Origin of the sequence: Bacillus sp. FSL M7-0307 (assembly GCF_038627835.1) — a bacterium.
In the GTDB taxonomy this organism is placed as follows: domain Bacteria; phylum Bacillota; class Bacilli; order Bacillales; family Bacillaceae; genus Bacillus; species Bacillus altitudinis.
Map to the genome: position 1 here is coordinate 3702786 of NZ_CP152023.1, position 18296 is coordinate 3721081.

Below are 18296 nucleotides of genomic sequence, written 5' to 3' on the forward strand. Positions count from 1 at the left end.
GACCTTTGCAACAACGAGATTTATAATATCATAGAGTAATTACATATGGCAATACGTTTTTCGACATTTTTTTATTTTTTTTAATCCTATTATTAACCTCAATTTTTCAAATGAATATTTCATCAGATTTTAAACTAGATTAATGTTAGGTAATTTTTTGTTCTATTTGCACAAATATACAGTGGATCTGATAAAATCTAAACTATAGGGACTTATAAAAAAATGTATGAAGGTGAATTTTATGTCTAATTTCAATTTAAACAATAGAGTCTTAATGTTTACTATCTGCACTTCAATTGAATATGATCTCCGAAAATATTTAGTTACCAATAATGAATCAATAAGATTGAGTGATAAGTTATCTGATAAAGCGATAAGTAGAAATAATTCACTCTTAACAGGTGATGGATTAAGTTGTAATGAAGCCTTTTTAAACGAACTTGATATGGGAGACCTGATAGATATAATTCAAGTTGGTTCGGCTACTTTTAATATCAGTAGTAAACATAAAAAAGCGATTAATGAAGTTTTTTCAAAAATAATTCCAATACGAAATAAAGTTATGCATACTAGACCGATTGAGTTCTCCGACAGAGGAACCTTAGAAGAAACATTACACACTCTAGATAGAAAACTTTCATTTATTAAATGGAATGAACTAGTTAAAACTAGAGATCAACTAAGAAACAATCCACAAAAGTTAATAGTTGAGACAACTTTTACACCTGAAGTAGATGATACAACATCAATTTACCATAATTTACCAGTCCCTGAATTTGACGATACTGGTTATATTGGCAGAAAGAAAGAAATCAAAGAATTAACTAAACTATTAGAATCCGATAAGAATCAAATAATAACAGTTATTGGAAATGGTGGAATTGGTAAGACAGCAATTGTTGTCAAATGTTTGTACGAGCTTTTAGATAGTTCCAACTCTAGAGGTTTTGAAGCAATTATTTGGGTTTCTCTAAAAACAAAGACTCTATCTAAAGGGGAATTTGTAAATATTCGCTCCAGTATTGGTGAAATAAATAAGATGTATTCTGTATTGCAAAAATACATGGTGGAAGAAACTAGCAATTCTGAAAATGATATTTTAACATTTATGGAAGAATTCTCGACCTTATTAGTGATTGATAACTTAGAAACTGTTCCAACAGAAGCAATTATAGACTTCTTGAAGAAAATACCGTCAAAATCTAAAGTCTTAATAACTTCAAGAAGTGGATTAGGTGAGTTGGAAAATAGATATGTGTTAGCGGAATTAAATAAAAAGGATGCAAGGATGTACTTTATATCTTTATCGAGATATTATCAGTTAAATATACATGAACAAGAAATTCAAATAATTGATGATTTAATTGAAAAACATCTTTACTCAAGCCCTTTATCTATAAAATGGTATATAACGAGCTTATTTTTTGGAGCTGATACCAATACGTTACTTTCAAACAAAAGTGATTTAGTTGAATTTTCAATGTCTAATATTATTGAAAAACTGACTGAAAACGAGATCAAAGTTTTGTGGCTTCTATTAGTAGAGGGAAAATCTCTAAGTTACGGTGAGATTGACTATTACATTGTTCCTGAACACAGCCAATTGTTGATATCCAGTATAAATAAATTACTATCAACTAGCATGTTAAGAAATTCTATTGGCGGAAAGTATGAAATTAATAATATGGCAAAAGACTATTTGAAGGTTTATAGATCACCAGATAGTTCATTCATAAGAGACATTAGTCAGAAAAGAACAATTTTAAACAGAATGATGCAGGAGATTAAAACGAAAAATGAAGCAGATCCATTTAGCCCAAGATCACTATTTAATAATTTAAAAAATGAAAATACAAAAATCGCCTCATATTATTTAATAATGGCATTAGAGTCTAGTAGCAAGAAGCACTGGAAAGAGTCTAGCGAACTTATAAAAAAGGCGGAGAATGTAGCACCTGATTATTTTGAAATTTATAAAGTTAAAGCCTTCATTAATGCTGAAAATAATAATTTAATGGACGCGATTGATTCGTATAGAATAGCTATTGAAAATGCTCATGAAGACACTGAAAAGGCATCAGTATACTATCTATTTAGTGTCTTTTATACAATTAAATTGCAGGACTATATTCAAGCACGAGAATGTATAGAAGAAGCAGAAAAATATATATCGGATGAGCCTAGGATTACTTTAGAAAAAGGCAGAATATACATGTATTTAGGTGAATTCGAAGAAGCTTTAAATATATTTAAAAGTATCGATACATCAAAAAACCGCACTGATAAATTTGCAAATCAGTATGTCAGTAAGATATCTGACTTATATAGGAGAATGGCAGAAAACTACGGGATAAGAGATTCGAATATAAAATTTGAATACTTAGAAAAATCTATTAAAGAAATAGATAAACTAAACAATATTGATCAAATGACATGTGCAACCTTAATCAGATCTTTAGCAGATTTATCTTTTATATTGTCATTAAATAAGGCATTAGATTTATTTGTTATAACCTTCAGAAAACATATAGGAATTATCCAAAATAACAGTAGTGGTTACTTAAAAAAACTTAGACAAAGCATAATCTATAATGAAAGTATACTCCCTGATGATATTATTGAAAAATCTAAGAATTTAGGGCTTAATTTTAATGATAAAGTACCACTAGAAACAGAGGAAGGTAAAGGTATAATTGTTAAACTAACAGAGTACTATGGCTTTATAAAAAACTCATATCATGATTATTATTTTAAAGTTCATAACATCAACTATACAAATCCAAAAGTTGGTGACAGGGTTAATTTTGTAGAAAGAGATACTCCAAAAGGGAAAATTGCTATGAAAATCTTAAAAATAGGAGAAATAAAGCTATAATTATTTTATTCATAACTTTTTTCCTTACTTGCAATATAAAAAGTTTTACCTCCTTTGAAAATGGTTATACAAGAAACAAACAGCATGGTGATTGAAAAAGGAGGAAGCATAGGATGAGTTCATTTAAATTAGGAGATAAAATGCCCGATTTTTCACTGCCAACAGTGCAGGGCGATCACATTGATTTTTACAAACATTTAGAGGAGCATCAAAGCTGGCACCTTATCGTTTTCTTTAGAGGATCATGGTGCCCAGTATGTGTCGAGGAATTAAAAGAGCTGGAAAAACAGCAATCCTATTTTCAAGACAAGGATATTCACTTAATGACGATTTCAACAGATAACCCTGAAGACTTGAAAGAATTTGCAGACAAAGAGGGACTATCTTTCCCCATCATGTCTGACCAAGACCTCACATCATTGAAAGCCTATGAAGTCTTCTATCACGGGGAAGATGCCCCATACGAAGATCATGGGGTGCACGGAGAACCTGCTTATTTCTTATTAAATGAAAAAGGCCAAGTCCTCTATCAGCAAAGACAAACAAGTCCATTTGGCAGACCGCATGCCAACGAACTGCGCAAAATCATTCAATACATTCGCAAAAATTTAAAAGGCCAATATAAAAGCCTAAAATAAAAAAGAAGCTCTCGTCAGAGGGCTTCTTCAATTGAAGACAAAGGGATAAAATGAACTTTATTTTATCCCTTTGTCTTCTTTTCAGCGTAGTTGAAAACCTTTGAAGTCTAGGAAAGACGAGTACCGGCGCGGAGCGAATTTGACATTCGTGAGCACCGGCACGCAGGACTGACAACGAATGCGAGGGTTTGTCTACACGCTGAGAAGCTCTCGTCAGAGGGCTTCTTTTTTTATGAATGTTTTTTATTGTATAGCCAATCTGCGGTGAAAAACACAAGGAGACCTGTCATTAAAATCACAAAAGTGACGGGTGGTCTGTCATCTTGGAAAAACGCATACAACGCGTGTCCTCCTAATGCTAGAAGATAAAAGACAAACGCCGATCCTGCTGCTTTTTGTGCATTGGCTTGTTCTCTTTTCGTCGTTTTTTTGAAAAACATTGAATCTATTCCCCTTTAAGATGCTTTCTTCATTGTCACACGGCGAAGTGCCTGTGATCGGATATACTCCATTGGTCCAATCCGCCAGACGTTTAAGCAAAGGGCTGAAATGGCAATTTGCAGAAGTGAAATGAACAGCCATGACAAGACGATAAGGGGGGCGTTGATTTGCCCGCCAAGACCCAATCCCCAGCTATAAAAAAGAAGCGAGCAGATGACATTTTGCAGGATATAGCAGCTAAGCGCCATTTTTCCTACATATTCAAACCAAGTCCACATGAACCATGATTCCGTCCGTTCTAAAAGCTTCGCCACAACAGCAATATAGAATATAGAGAGGAATGGTGAAAACACATAGCGCACCACAAATTCTACTATTTCATTTGGTACGAAGACGAGCGCATTCAGCGGCAGTCCAATCCACAAACCCATTCTAAATAATGTTTTCCGCAGAGTTTGCCCACGCTCATTTGCATAAAATACACCGGCTCTCATCATCCGCACACCTAATAAAAACAAAAAGGTATTCATTGGGATAATAAAGATCGCTTCTTCTCGGTACATCAAAAAGTGCTGTAATCGGTCTTGAACTTGAGATATCCATGTCTCCGGCAGTTGTTCTTCGTACGCTGGTTCACTGCTCCCGTCATAGGATTCAGTTTCCAATTCAGAGAAAGAAAATACAACGAGAAAAGCCGTCACCAACAAATGAATGACACCCGAGACAATCATGCCTTTTTTGATGCGCCGACTTCCTCCACGGACAATAAACGCCACAAGCAAACCCGTGACGGCGTAACTCATGAGCACATCATATTCCATCACTAGCGCAAAATGGACAAAGCCTTCAATCAATAAGAATAAAAGAATCCATAAATATGTACCCGGCCAAGTCGTATTTTTTCTTTTCGCCTGCTGGTATTTCAGCTCTAGCCCTACACCAAACATGATCGTGAGCAGCGATAGCATTTTGCCATAAACGAACATAGAGACAAAACTTTCAAGAAAACTGCCATTTTCATATTCATCCGCAATCTGATCTGTCGCAAAGGTATCCCCTGCGTACGCAAAAAACCAGACGTTTGTACCCAATGTGCCTAATATCGCAAAACCTCGTAAAATATCTAATAATCGTATTCTTTCTTTCACTAGAACGCTCCTTCCCTTTTATACAGTTATCACATTTTGGTAATGACAGGAAGAGCGTTCCGTAGAAATTAAGGAATATTTAAACAAAAAAACACCAGTAAAATGTGTGATTTTACTGGTGTCTGATCAGTCTATAATGATGGACGGTACACGCTGCGGACAACGTTCGTTTGGGAACGGTCTGGTCCGACTGAGAAAATAGAAAGTGGAATACCTGTTAATTGTGAAATGCGCTCTAAGTAATGACGGGCATTTGCAGGCAGTTCACTTAAATTCTTCACGCCTGTAATATCCTCTGTCCAACCTGGCATTTCTTCGTAGACAGGTTCACATTTCGCTAATTCATTTAGACTTGCTGGGAATTCTTCAGTGATTTCTCCGTTCAATTTATAAGCAACACAGATTTTCAATTTCTCAATCCCTGTCAGTACATCAATGGAGTTAAGAGATAAATCTGTAATTCCACTCACACGGCGTGCATGACGGACAACAACACTGTCAAACCAACCAACACGGCGCGGGCGGCCAGTTGTCGTACCGTATTCACGGCCAACTTCACGGATTTGATCGCCAATTTCATCATGGAGTTCTGTCGGGAATGGGCCATCACCTACACGAGTTGTGTAAGCTTTTGATACGCCGACCACATGTTGAATTTTCGTAGGACCTACACCAGAACCAATCGTCACGCCTCCAGCCACTGGGTTAGATGACGTCACGAACGGATATGTCCCTTGATCGATATCAAGCATAACGCCTTGTGCCCCTTCAAAAAGAACACGGCGGCCTTCATCTAGAGCATCGTTCAATACAACAGATGTGTCCACGACATATTTTTTCACTTGCTGACCATATTCATAATACTCATCTAAAATATCTTCAATTTTGAAGCCTTCTGTGTCGTACATTTTCTCTAAAAGACGATTTTTCTCTTCTAGATTACGTGCAAGCTTCTCTTCAAATACTTCACGATCTAATAAATCTGCGATACGGATTCCGACGCGGGCAGCTTTGTCCATATAAGCTGGTCCGATTCCTTTTTTCGTCGTACCAATCTTGTTAGCCCCTTTCCGCTCTTCTTCTACCTCGTCCAATTTTAAGTGATAAGGCAGAATGACATGGGCTCTATTGCTGATTCTGAGGTTATCTGTACTCACATTCCGTTCGTGAAGATACGCAAGCTCAGTGACCAACGCTTTAGGATCAACCACCATTCCATTACCGATGACACAAGTTTTCTCTTTGTAAAAAATACCGGACGGAATGAGGTGTAGCTTGTAAGTCACTCCATCAAATTTGATTGTGTGACCTGCATTGTTTCCCCCTTGATAACGGGCAATCACCTCTGCATTTTCTGAAAGGAAATCGGTAATTTTCCCTTTCCCTTCGTCACCCCACTGCGTACCTACTACGACTACTGAAGACATATCGTGCACCTCCGTTAACCTTTCAAAACGTTATCTCTTTCAAACACATTTATTTTATCAATGCACAATGAAAAAGTCAACGTGAAATCCGAACATTAATATCTCGAAATCAAATTTTGTTCGTTTTACATGTGAGGAAAAGCGCTTTAATTGCTCATTCTACGCTTAAACAAGAAGATTTCGATCAAAATTACTGTTTTTCTCATTTCCGTTTGTTCAGTGATTTTCAATCAATTGAATCATCGAACTTGCCATAAAGTCGGGTGAGTATGGTCTGCCTTTTCTCAGCCACCACTCAGCTGTTCCAACATAAGCAGAAATGACAAATTGCTTCTGCATCTCGAGAGGAACGTGTTGTGGATCAGGTGTTGAACCTGTGACTTCTTCTAGCCCCAAAGTAAAGCTTTCTTCAAAAAAAGCACTGGCCGTCTGATGAATATTAAGCTCTCTTCCCCTTTTCAAGAGAATCTGATACTCCTCTTCATGTTCCTGCAAATGCTGATAAAAGCGGTAAATATACACATATGCTGCATGATCGCTCTTCCACTCACTTTCATGTACAGGAGCAAAAATAGCGGTTTTCATGACATCAAACATCTCATCCATGACCTGCTGAGCTAGGTCAAACTTATCCTCATAATGCTGATAAAAGGTGGTGCGATGGATTCCTGCCTTGTTCGTCAAATCTTGTACAGAAATCTTCCCCCATTCCTTCTCCTTTAATAACTGAAATAACGCTTTTCTTAATTGTTGCTTTGATTCAGTTGCGCGCTTATCCCCTCTGTAGCAGTCCGCCACAAGCCGCTCTCCCCTTCCCATTTTCTTCAACAGATTTCGCCTTTCTGTTGGTTGAATCCTTTCTACTGATGAATTACCTTTAAATCTAACACAGTGAAAAAAAGGAATCATCTGACAACCCATAAGGAGTGATGATCATGGAAACAACAACACCTAGTGCCGTTCAGAAAGCGTTATTAAGAGGGAAAAATAAGCAGGACCCGTATCACCCATTTGATTGGTACGCCAAAATGCGTCAAGAATCCCCTGTTCATTTTGATGAACACAGCCAAACATGGAGTGTCTTCACCTATGAAGAAGCAAAGCGAGTCACCATCGATAAAGATACCTTTTCTAGTCAACCTCCTCAAGACCACCGGAAACATTCACTGATGAAAACAATGGTCATGATGGACCCGCCAAAACATACACGAATCCGTTCCATTGTGAGCAAAGCCTTTACACCCCGGGTGATGAAATTGTGGGAACCACGCATTCAAGAGTTAATGGATGATCTCATTGCACAAATAGAAGGTAAGGAAGAGATTGATCTTGTTCAAGACATCTCCTATCCGCTTCCTGTCATAGTCATTGCAGAGCTTTTAGGTGTGCCAACAGAACATAAACAATCCTTTAAAGAATGGTCCGATATTCTCGTCAGCATGCCTATAAGTGAACATGAAAAAGATGTCGTTGAATGGCAGAAAACACGGGATCAAAGCGAAGCGGACATGATGGCGTTTTTTGCTGACATCATTGAAGAGAAGCGGCAGAACCTTAGTGATGATTTGATTTCTCTTTTAATTCAAGCGGAGGAAGATGGAGACAAGCTGTCCGCAGACGAATTAATTCCTTTCTGCAATCTTCTCCTGTTAGCAGGCAACGAAACGACCACCAACCTGATCTCCAATATGATCTTTAGTTTGTTAGAAAATCCGGGGTCGTATGAAGCGCTCGCTCAATCACCTGACCTCATTCCTCGTGCTGTGGAGGAGGCAGTCCGTTTTCGTGCCCCTGCGCCTACCATCGTCCGGTATGTCACAGAAGACACCGAACTTGGAGGAAAAGTCTTGAAAAAGGGAGACAGTGTGATTGTCTTTCTTGCTTCTGCGAACCGGGATGAGCGTCAATTTCCAAACGCACATGAGTACGATATACACCGGCACCCTAATCCTCATATTGGCTTTGGCCACGGCATTCATTTCTGCCTAGGCGCACCACTTGCTCGCCTGGAAGCATGCACTGCCATCAAAGCCATACAGTCACGATATGAATCACTAGAGCTTCTCTCCTACGTCCCAATGACAAGCAGCGGTATGTATGGACTAAAAGAACTGAAGCTCCGTGTCACGCCTCGTTCCTAACAATCTGAGACTCTCACAAGATGGGAGTCTCAGATTGTTGACAAAGGGCTAAAATGAACTTTATTTTAGCCCTTTGTCTTCTTTTCAGCGTGATAGAAAACCTTTGCAGCCCGAGGAAGGACGAGTACTGGCGCGGAGCGAATTTTTCATTCGTGAGCACCAGCACGCAGGACTGACACCGAATGCGAGGGTTTGTCTACACGCTGGGACTCCCACTAGATGGGAGTCTTTCTTAATCAGGTGTAATTCCTTCTGTATTCATGAGCACCACTCGATATCCATCTGGATCTTCAATCGTCACGCCTCCTCGATCCCAGTACGGGTTCGTAGAGGTGACATGCCGTCCGCCAAATGCGATCAGTCTCTTTTTCATCTGCTGAAATTCCTCTTCATCCGGAATATAGAATACAAGCAGCTGCTCTGGGTGGGGAACAGGCAAGCTTTCGTCTTCTTCATGTTTGGTGATTTCCAGATGAACATGCTGGTGAGGAAGCCCAAGCATGACACCATCATACCCTTCATGCTGATCAAATGAGCCTATTCGTTTAAGCCCTAAACCTTCTTCATAAAAAGAAACAACCTCTTTCATGTTGACGGTCGGACGTGCGATGCGTAATTGAGCGGCTTCGAATTGTTGAAACTTCATCAGTCATCACTCCTTTTCTCTCCCTTTAGTATACGCTCTCTTTTTCTCCCACTCCTCCTCATTTCGACTGTTTTTCAGTCATTCTTTCGATGTAGATGGATCAAAAAAAAGCCCAGCTTCTTGAGCTGGGCTTTAAGCACCGGGCGGAACACCCGCATCATCAAATCTTCTTTCTAAGTTGACGAATTTGTTATATTCTTTCACGAAAGCCAGTGACACCGTTCCAACTGGACCGTTACGCTGTTTTGCAATAATAATTTCAATAATGTTCTTATTCTCTGATTCTTTGTCATAGTAATCATCACGATAAAGGAACGCCACAATATCGGCATCCTGCTCAATACTTCCTGATTCACGAATATCAGACATCATCGGACGTTTGTCCTGACGCTGCTCTACCCCACGAGAAAGCTGTGATAAGGCAATGACCGGCACTTCAAGTTCTCTTGCTAGTGACTTTAAAGCCCTAGAAATTTCAGATACCTCTTGCTGACGGTTATCGCTTGATCGTCCACTCCCTTGGATGAGCTGTAAGTAGTCAATCAGGATCATACCAAGCCCATTTTCTTGCTTCAAACGGCGGCATTTCGAGCGAATTTCACTGACTCTAATGCCAGGTGTATCATCAATGAAAATCCCACTGTTTGATAGCGAACCCATCGCCATTGTCAGCTTACCCCAGTCCTCTTCTGTGAGATTACCGGTTCTTAGGTTTTGTGCATTGATATTTCCCTCGGCACAAAGCATACGCATGACCAGCTGCTCAGCACCCATCTCTAAACTAAAGATGGCGACACTTTCATCCGTCTTGGTCGCGACGTTTTGGGCAATATTTAACGCGAAGGCTGTTTTCCCTACGGACGGACGAGCGGCTACAATAATCAAGTCATTTCGCTGGAAGCCAGCTGTCATCCGGTCAAGCTCTGAGAAACCCGTTGGAATCCCAGTGATATCACCTTTTCGATTATGAAGCTGTTCAATATTATCATATGTCTGAACAAGAACGTCTTTAATGTTTTGGAAAGCTCCTGAGTTTTTACGCTGAGCCACTTCCATAATGGTTTTTTCAGCATCACTCAATAGATCTTCTACTTCATCCTCACGCGTATATCCATCTTGTGCAATGGTTGTCGCTGTACGGATCAGACGTCTTAAAATGGATTTTTCTTCCACGATTTTTGCATAATATTCAATGTTTGCGGCAGTTGGGACAGAGTTCGCAATATCGGTTAAATACGAAATCCCGCCTACCTCTTCTAGTAAGTCTGTATTGGCAAGTTCTGATGTCACCGTGACAAGGTCAACCGGTTCCCCTCTATCACCAAGTACAAGCATCGCATTGTAAATCTTTTGATGCGACATTCTATAGAAATCCTCTGGAATTAATACTTCAGAAGCGAGCGTTAGCGCAGATGGTTCTAAAAAAACAGCACCTAATACGGCCTGCTCGGCTTCTATATTTTGCGGCGGCAGCCGGTCATCGAGAAGTTCCGTCATGCCAAGCACCGTCCTTTCATAAAAAAATACGCTACTCATCATTTTAACATTTTCATCAATAAAAAAGTGAAAAACATCAACTATAGTCAAAATTACCATGTCGATGTTTTGTTGAACAGCGAAACAACACACTTCAAATAGAAAAGACTCTGTAACATAAATTGTTATAGAGTCCTTTGTATCGCTAATGGAATTTGTAGCTGTTGTTCACACATGTGATCGATACTCCAACATGGCATGAACACGCACATGATCAAATATTGAAAATATCAGGTGCGTTTTTTAATCTATCGTTTTCTTAACTCCGTAATTCACCTTTTGTCCAATGTCATATAAAGACCCGTTTTCATACCCAATAGATAACACCAAATCGGGAATAGAATCATATCCGTTTTTGGCTAAGTCAAAGAGCTGTGCACCATAATGTGATGCAGCAATACGGGCATTTTCTGCTGTGTATGGGTTTTTCAGAAGTTCTTCTTTGTAGATATCAAAAATATTCGCTCCGGTATCCGTTACAAATTGACCGTTTACAATGCTTAAATCTTTTAAATTGTAGCCTGTCACCGTTTTGATTTGATTGACAAGGTGGAACTTTGCAAGTGAATCCGGCGTGAATTGAGTCGAATCATCATTTCTACTTTTCATAATATGAAAAAATAGTTCTCTTGTATTGTTGCTCGTATTCAATATGTCCTCTATTTGTTTGACCAGGGTTTCGTCTGTTGATCCACTCACCACTAATTTAAAATGATTGGGGTCAATGGTAAAAGTTAAATTAGCATTTTTAGGAATGTTCAAACCATTGGTAGAAAACAAAGCTTGCAGTTGTTCGTTCACCTTTTGACGATTCAATAGTTTCTTTTCTACACTTTCTTGGGTAGGGTCGTACCGATTTTCATTACGGAAGGCGGCATCATTAAAATTATAATACCCTCCTCTCCCATGGTTAGCCCAACCAATTTCCATAGAGTAAGCAGCATCTCTTTCTGGTTTGGTTAGGTCACTTCTGAAATAAGGAGAGTATGGATTTCGATACTTATCAAATATATGACCATGAGGATCTTTGAATCGTTTGTTTTGTTCATTTATTTTTTCGTATTTTTCATCTAATATTTTCATCCGTCTATCAGATTCGGTCATCACTTCATTTGTACTTTTAATAGCTGATTGACCTTTAGAATCTATTTGGTTCAGATTGTTCGAAGAACTGGCTGTATATGACGTATTAATATTCATTTTGATTCTCCTTTTTTAAGAAAATAGTGATTATTAAATATATCGGCAATTCAGTTAAAATTTGTTAGTTTAATGTCGATATAGTAATTATTACAAGGAGGGTTAATATATGACAAATACTATCTTTAAACGTTTATTATTACCAGCATTATTATTGGCGCTTGTTACTAGTTTTTTTGCACCTAAGTCAGCGGAAGCAGTAATTACGGGGAATAACAGTCCTAACACTGCAAGTTCAATGGGATATTGGAAAAATAGTCGTTCAGACACGACAATCTTACCTGAAGGTGAAAATGAAGCGTATTATCAATTTACGATCAATAAAGGTGAAAGAGTTTATGTCAGAAGTTCGTATAATAAGCAATATACTGGGATGAAAATCGAGGTTTATAACTCAAAATATTCTGATGCGAAAACAGAAGTAATTAATCCTGATTCAGTCACACCCTTTATTTTTGCAAATACTGGTGACGTGACTTCAACTTCAGAAACTTATTTTGTGAAAGTAACCCGTGGTACATATACCGGAGACATGTATTTTTCTGTTTCCATTCAAGATCGTATCAAATCTGGAAATGGGACATTCAATTTTACGGGGACGGCTACAAACTTGGGGAATTCTTCTTTAAATTTTTTAGGGGTTGATTCTTCTGTCATTACAATGGATTTAACGAACAATTCTTCTATTCCTAAAAGTGCAATTGTCAAATCGATTACGACAACTAGCACTCAAACACCCAACCAAGGGAATGTCACACACAAACTAATGGCTAGTGATAGTAACATTTGGTATCAATCACTTTTCTCCTCTGCAACAAGTGGTTCTTATCGTATATCTCTGGATGATCAATTAAGAGTCGCTCAAAAATGGAGCTTTAAGTACAACGCAAAAGCTACGGCGAGATCTACTATGAGCAATGTCAAAGCCGATATCCGTTACGAATATGATGTCACAGATGGATTTTAAGTGAATGATGTTAACAGATATGTACACCAATTGATCAAAAAGTAAGGGCATATCCCTTACTTTTTTTATTGCCTCATTTTTGATGATATATGTTATTTCGTCACTCTACAGTGCTTGTCATGATTGCTTCACTGCATGATATTCTTCCACTGTAAACGTATTTTTCAGCTTGGGCTGATTTACAAGCAGATTTACCCTCAGTTTTCCTAATGGGGGTTTCATTCTACCTACATTCCCTGCGATCTTGCCTTCCATAGAAAATTGTCTATGAATTTAAGCATGATATTGAATAAGTTGTGAATTAAGAACACTAACTTTCCCCAAAATCCACCTCTTTTTTTCTAAAAATACAAGAAGGTCTATAGACTTATTTTACTCAAAATTATTTCAAGAAGAAAAACCTATATTTAATCATGATTCAAACAGAAGAAAATGGTAAATGTTTTGAGACTGTCAAGGTTTTTTGGCATTTCTACTCTGTTTTAATGACACAATCCGGCATTCTCTATTTCCAATCATTTGGTAGTTAGTTAGTCCTTTATTTTCTGAATATTTAGATCAAATTATCGATTATACAACTTTATGAACATTTGACTTCCTAATTGATAAACATTATCATTTGATTTGCTTGCGCGATAATTGAGAATCATTTTCATTTAAATTTTTATTACTACACTCATCCAATATCCGCAAGCCTGCTTTTATCATCTTATGAGGTCAATTTGAGAAAGGGGATTTTTCACATATGGCCAAACGCACTGAAGGAATGGGTACTGACGATTCACTTTTTGGAGAAAGCCGTCCTTTTTTTATACATGGGACGGAGCAACTAGATATCACAACACACCCATACAGACTTTTTATATTTAAACCGAATACCACTCCTCCCGAAACTGGTTTTCCAGTCATGTATGTGCTTGATGGGAATTCACTTTTTGGCACAATGGTCGAAGCCATCCGTTTACAGTCAAGAAGACCTGAAAAAACAGGTGTCGTACCTGCTATTATTGTTGGAATTGGCTATCAGACAGAAGCGCCCTATCATCCGCTTAGGCATTATGATCTCACTCTTACCGGCCCTGACGTTTCCATTGGGGGTAAAAGAAAGGACTTCTCCATCCATACATATGGCGGCGCCTCTGCTTTCTTTTCTTTTTTAGAAAAGACGGTTAAGCCATACATTGAACAGCGCTTTCCAATTAATCAGAGTCGTCAAACACTATTTGGCCATTCTCTTGGCGGGCTTTTTGTATTACACACACTATTTGAGCACCCTGACGCTTATCAGACATATATTGCGGGCAGTCCATCTATCCACTGGAACAAAGAATTATTTCTAGAAAAAGAACACCAATTTACCAACCGCATCCGTCAAGTGCCTATGGATGTAAGGCTACTTGTAGGTGTAGGTGAGTTAGAAAAACATCATCCATGTCAAATGAATGCTCATGCAAAGTCTCTAGCCAATCGTATGCTGCCTTTATCCTCGTATGGCTTGCATACGACCTATCACGAATTTCCTGAAGAAGGACATACGTCTGTTTTACCGGTGCTGATGAATGACGCTTTTCGTTTTGCATTTTATCATCAAGATCCTTTAACAACTACAGACTTGAAAGAAAGGTAGTGAACACATGAAACAGAGTGGTCTGTCTCATAAAATTGCCCTTATTACAGGCGCAGGACAAGGTATTGGACAAGCAGTCGCCAAAAGACTAGCCGATGAAGGTGCGATCATTGCAGCAGTTGACACAAATGAAGATCAGCTGCAAAGCACCGTGCAGAAGTTGAATGATAAAGGCATACGTGCCTTTGCCTATCCAAGTGACATTACCGATCAAGCATCTGTTCAGCACATTGTCGATCAAATTGAAAAGCAGCTTGGCCCTATTTATTTACTGGTCAATGTAGCAGGCATTCTTCGGATCAGTTCGATTGATCAGATTAGTACAGATGACTGGCACCAAACCTTCGCAGTCAATACACATGGTCTCTTTTACATATCCCAAGCTGTCTCCAAATACATGATGAAAAGATCAGAAGGGGTCATTGTGACTGTCAGTTCTAACGCAGGTGCCATTCCTAGAATGAATATGGCTGCCTATGCCGCTTCAAAAGCAGCAGCTACTTCTTTTACAAAAACGCTTGGATTAGAGCTGGCTACCTATGGCATCAGATGCAACGTCGTCTCTCCCGGCTCTACCGCAACACCTATGCAATGGGCTTTATGGACTGATGAGCAAGGAGCAGATCAGGTGATTAAAGGTTCATTAGAGACGTATAAAACCGGTATTCCTTTACAAAAAATCGCTGACCCTCAACAGATTGCTGATGCAGTCATCTTCTTTGCATCTGAGCAATCCAGCCATATTACGATGCAGAATCTCACAATTGATGGTGGTGCAACACTCGGAATTTAGCATTTTATTAAAAAGGAGGCCTTTTCATGAAACATTCATTATTGTCGACAGAAGAAAAAGTACAGTTGATCCAAGACTATCAGCCAGGCGCATTTTTCCTTGCTTCTCCTAAACGAGCATTACTTGCAGAGGGAATATTCCAGCATATTAAAACCAATCAACTCGATGAACTATCCATAAAGGTAGCCCATGTTTTTGAGACTGCCAAACAAGCTGGTATGCAAGCACCGATTGTTGCTGGTGCTGTTCCGTTTGATCCGGCGCAACCCGTTCGTTTAAATGTGCCAGTCCATGTACAGTTTAGCGATCCACTCGAATTTCATCAAGGTGATGAGGATTCAGAAGTGACATCACAATCCTATGAGGTGACACCTGTCCCTTCTCCTGAAGTCTACATGAATGGTGTGAACGAAGGGTTAGCTAAAATTGAAAAAGGAGAGCTTAGCAAAATCGTCATTTCTCGATCTCTCCATCTCAAATCAAATCAAGACATTCATACGAAAACAATACTCGAACGACTGGCTCGTCATAATACGAATGGCTATACATTTGCTGCAAATGTAGCTGATCCGAAATCTTCCCAAAAGCGCACACTTCTTGGGGCAAGCCCTGAGCTGCTTCTTTCAAAAACTGGTTCATCTGTGATTTCCAATCCACTCGCTGGTTCTCGGCCACGCAGTTCAGACCCCGTAGAAGACCAGCGTCGTCACGATGAACTTCTTACTTCTGCAAAGGATTTACACGAGCATGCAGTAGTTGTCGATGCTGTCACTAAAGCGCTTGCTCCTTACTGTCATACGTTAGATGTACCTGCATCACCATCCGTCATACAGACAGAAACGATGTGGCATTTATCTACTGTGGTCAAAGGTGAATTAACAGATTCCAATGTGTCCTCCATTGATTTAGCGCTTAGCCTCCATCCAACACCCGCAGTATGCGGAACACCTACAGCAGATGCACGTGAAGCCATTCAAGCGATTGAACCCTTCGATCGAGGATTTTTCACAGGAATGGTCGGTTGGGCAGATGCAAATGGTGATGGAGATTGGATTGTCACCATTCGCTGTGCAGAAGCTGAAGGTCACTCCCTTCGCCTCTTTGCTGGTGCAGGAGTGGTCAAAGGATCAAAGGCAGAAGAAGAGCTAGCCGAAACATCTGCAAAATTCAACACGATGCTTCATGCGATGGGCATCCATCAGCTATAAAAATACATAGGAGATGACAAAAGACATGTTTGTTCAACCACCTACATGGCCAGAAGAATTTGCAAAACGCTACCGTGAAAACGGCTGTTGGCGTGGAGAAACCTTTAGCGGGATGCTTCGTGAACGCGCCGTATCGTTAGGGAATAAAACAGCGATTACATACGCCGATACACACATGAGCTATCAAGAACTTGATGAGCGCGTCAGCAGTCTTGCCGCCGGTTTTCATCAGCTTGGAATCCAAAAGGGAAGTCGAGTTGTCGTGCAGCTTCCTAACATTCCTGCTTTTTTTGAAGTCGTTTTCGCTTTATTTCGAATCGGTGCTTTACCCGTCTTCTCACTGCCATCTCATAGAAGCAGTGAAATCACTTATTTTATTGAGTTTGCCGAAGCAGACGCATATGTCATACCAGATGTCGATGGCGGCTTTGATTATCGATCACTCGCACGTCAAGTGAAAGAAAAGCTTCCCTCATTACCTCATGTCATTGTTGCAGGAGAAGCTGAGGAATTCCTAGACTTGGATGATTTGCGCAAGGACCCAGCGCTCGATCCACAAATACATGTAGAGGCAAGCGACATTGCGTTTCTTCAGTTATCTGGAGGAAGCACAGGCCTTTCTAAGCTCATACCTCGTACACATGATGACTATATTTATAGTCTTTGGAAAAGCAATGAGGTGTGCGAGCTCACACAACATAGTGTGTATCTAGCTACACTTCCGGTTGCGCACAACTATCCATTAAGCTCGCCTGGCGTCCTTGGGACGTTATACGCAGGCGGAAGAGTCGTTCTTGCACCAGGATCAAGCCCTGATGTCGTCTTTCCACTCATTGAAAAAGAACGAGCGACCATTACCGCTGTCGTTCCACCAATTGCATTGATTTGGCTCGAAGCCGCTCCTCATCGATCAGATGACTTATCGAGTCTTGAGGTCTTACAAGTCGGTGGTGCTAAATTAAGTGCTGAGGCAGCAAAACGAGTGATGCCTGCCCTTGGGTGTAAGTTACAGCAAGTTTTTGGCATGGCAGAAGGTCTGGTCAACTATACCAGATTGGATGACCCTGAACATGTCATTATTCATACACAAGGACGCCCGATGTCTGAATATGATGAGGTACTAGTGGTAGACGATGAGGACAAGCCCGTCCCAAATGAAGTGGCTGGACACCTTTTAACAAGAGGACCTTATACGATTCGCGGCTACTATAAAGCCGATGAACAAAACAAAAAAGCATTTACACCAGATGGCTTCTACAGAACAGGTGACATCGTGCGATTAACCAAAGAAGGAAATGTTGTTGTAGAAGGCAGAGACAAGGATCAAATCAATCGTGGTGGCGAAAAGGTTGCTGCTGAAGAAGTTGAAAACCATTTACTTGCGCATCCTGACATTCATGATGCCGCCATGGTGTCCATGCCAGATCCATTTCTTGGCGAACGCTCATGTGCCTTTGTTATTGCGAAAGGAAACAACAAACCAGCACCGCATGTCTTAAAGTTATTTCTAAGAGAACGCGGGCTCGCTGCCTATAAAATTCCTGACCGCATTGAATGGATTGATGCGTTCCCACAAACAGGTGTAGGCAAAATCAGTAAAAAAGCATTAAGAGAATTAGCTGCAATCCATACTGCCAACGTATAAAAAA

Annotated in this window: 15 protein-coding genes; 8 read left to right on the forward strand and 7 right to left on the reverse strand. The window is 39.7% G+C overall.

Annotated features, from left to right (window positions below; all coding sequences use genetic code 11):
* The first annotated feature begins 346 nt into the window (after nucleotides 1–346).
* The gene (locus MHI41_RS18915) at nucleotides 347–2875 is read left to right on the forward strand and encodes an NB-ARC domain-containing protein (protein ID WP_342494422.1); all 2529 of its coding nucleotides are present in this window, start codon (nucleotides 347–349) and stop codon (nucleotides 2873–2875) included.
* A 113-nt stretch (nucleotides 2876–2988) separates the two neighbouring features.
* On the forward strand, nucleotides 2989–3513 hold the full coding sequence (locus MHI41_RS18920; protein WP_226650533.1) for a redoxin domain-containing protein: 525 nt from the start codon (nucleotides 2989–2991) through the stop codon (nucleotides 3511–3513).
* A 230-nt stretch (nucleotides 3514–3743) separates the two neighbouring features.
* Here MHI41_RS18920 and MHI41_RS18925 read toward each other — a convergent pair whose 3' ends face one another.
* The 4 genes from MHI41_RS18925 to MHI41_RS18940 all read right to left on the reverse strand — a co-directional run bounded on the left by MHI41_RS18925 (nucleotide 3744) and on the right by MHI41_RS18940 (nucleotide 7348).
* Complete coding sequence (locus tag MHI41_RS18925; RefSeq protein WP_035390108.1) at nucleotides 3744–3953, reverse strand: hypothetical protein; 210 nt, start codon at nucleotides 3951–3953, stop codon at nucleotides 3744–3746.
* A gap of 15 nt (nucleotides 3954–3968) precedes the next feature.
* A complete protein-coding gene (locus MHI41_RS18930; protein ID WP_342494423.1) occupies nucleotides 3969–5102 on the reverse strand; it encodes a DUF418 domain-containing protein in 1134 nt (377 codons plus the stop codon).
* 131 nt (nucleotides 5103–5233) lie between these two features.
* Complete coding sequence (locus MHI41_RS18935) at nucleotides 5234–6529, reverse strand: adenylosuccinate synthase (protein ID WP_007497400.1); 1296 nt, start codon at nucleotides 6527–6529, stop codon at nucleotides 5234–5236.
* Nucleotides 6530–6745: 216 nt separating this feature from the next.
* Complete coding sequence (locus MHI41_RS18940) at nucleotides 6746–7348, reverse strand: TetR/AcrR family transcriptional regulator (protein WP_282833467.1); 603 nt, start codon at nucleotides 7346–7348, stop codon at nucleotides 6746–6748.
* A gap of 116 nt (nucleotides 7349–7464) precedes the next feature.
* Here MHI41_RS18940 and MHI41_RS18945 point away from each other — a divergent pair, with 116 nt between their 5' ends.
* Nucleotides 7465–8670, forward strand: a complete 1206-nt coding sequence (locus MHI41_RS18945; RefSeq protein ID WP_342494424.1) for a cytochrome P450 — start codon at nucleotides 7465–7467, stop codon at nucleotides 8668–8670.
* A gap of 232 nt (nucleotides 8671–8902) precedes the next feature.
* Here the strand turns inward: MHI41_RS18945 and MHI41_RS18950 are convergent, their stop codons facing one another.
* From MHI41_RS18950 to MHI41_RS18960, 3 genes are all read right to left on the reverse strand, one after another.
* The gene (locus tag MHI41_RS18950) at nucleotides 8903–9316 is read right to left on the reverse strand and encodes a VOC family protein (protein ID WP_017359894.1); all 414 of its coding nucleotides are present in this window, start codon (nucleotides 9314–9316) and stop codon (nucleotides 8903–8905) included.
* Between the two features lie 132 nt (nucleotides 9317–9448).
* Complete coding sequence (gene dnaB, locus MHI41_RS18955) at nucleotides 9449–10813, reverse strand: replicative DNA helicase (RefSeq protein ID WP_003214779.1); 1365 nt, start codon at nucleotides 10811–10813, stop codon at nucleotides 9449–9451.
* 282 nt (nucleotides 10814–11095) lie between these two features.
* Nucleotides 11096–12052: a DUF4885 family protein gene (locus tag MHI41_RS18960; protein WP_046526885.1), complete on the reverse strand. Its 957-nt coding sequence runs from the start codon at nucleotides 12050–12052 to the stop codon at nucleotides 11096–11098.
* 109 nt (nucleotides 12053–12161) lie between these two features.
* On the opposite strand from MHI41_RS18960, the gene MHI41_RS18965 reads away from it, so the two are divergent.
* From MHI41_RS18965 to MHI41_RS18985, 5 genes are all read left to right on the forward strand, one after another.
* The gene (locus tag MHI41_RS18965) at nucleotides 12162–13019 is read left to right on the forward strand and encodes a hypothetical protein (RefSeq protein ID WP_317328389.1); all 858 of its coding nucleotides are present in this window, start codon (nucleotides 12162–12164) and stop codon (nucleotides 13017–13019) included.
* Between the two features lie 745 nt (nucleotides 13020–13764).
* Nucleotides 13765–14646, forward strand: a complete 882-nt coding sequence (locus MHI41_RS18970; RefSeq protein WP_281201124.1) for an alpha/beta hydrolase-fold protein — start codon at nucleotides 13765–13767, stop codon at nucleotides 14644–14646.
* A gap of 7 nt (nucleotides 14647–14653) precedes the next feature.
* On the forward strand, nucleotides 14654–15439 hold the full coding sequence (locus tag MHI41_RS18975; RefSeq protein ID WP_243824602.1) for a 2,3-dihydro-2,3-dihydroxybenzoate dehydrogenase: 786 nt from the start codon (nucleotides 14654–14656) through the stop codon (nucleotides 15437–15439).
* Between the two features lie 26 nt (nucleotides 15440–15465).
* On the forward strand, nucleotides 15466–16647 hold the full coding sequence (dhbC, locus tag MHI41_RS18980; protein ID WP_342494425.1) for an isochorismate synthase DhbC: 1182 nt from the start codon (nucleotides 15466–15468) through the stop codon (nucleotides 16645–16647).
* Between the two features lie 25 nt (nucleotides 16648–16672).
* Entirely contained in the window at nucleotides 16673–18292 is a 1620-nt protein-coding gene (locus MHI41_RS18985; protein WP_079919790.1) for a (2,3-dihydroxybenzoyl)adenylate synthase, read from the forward strand.
* The last annotated feature ends 4 nt before the right edge of the window (nucleotides 18293–18296 follow it).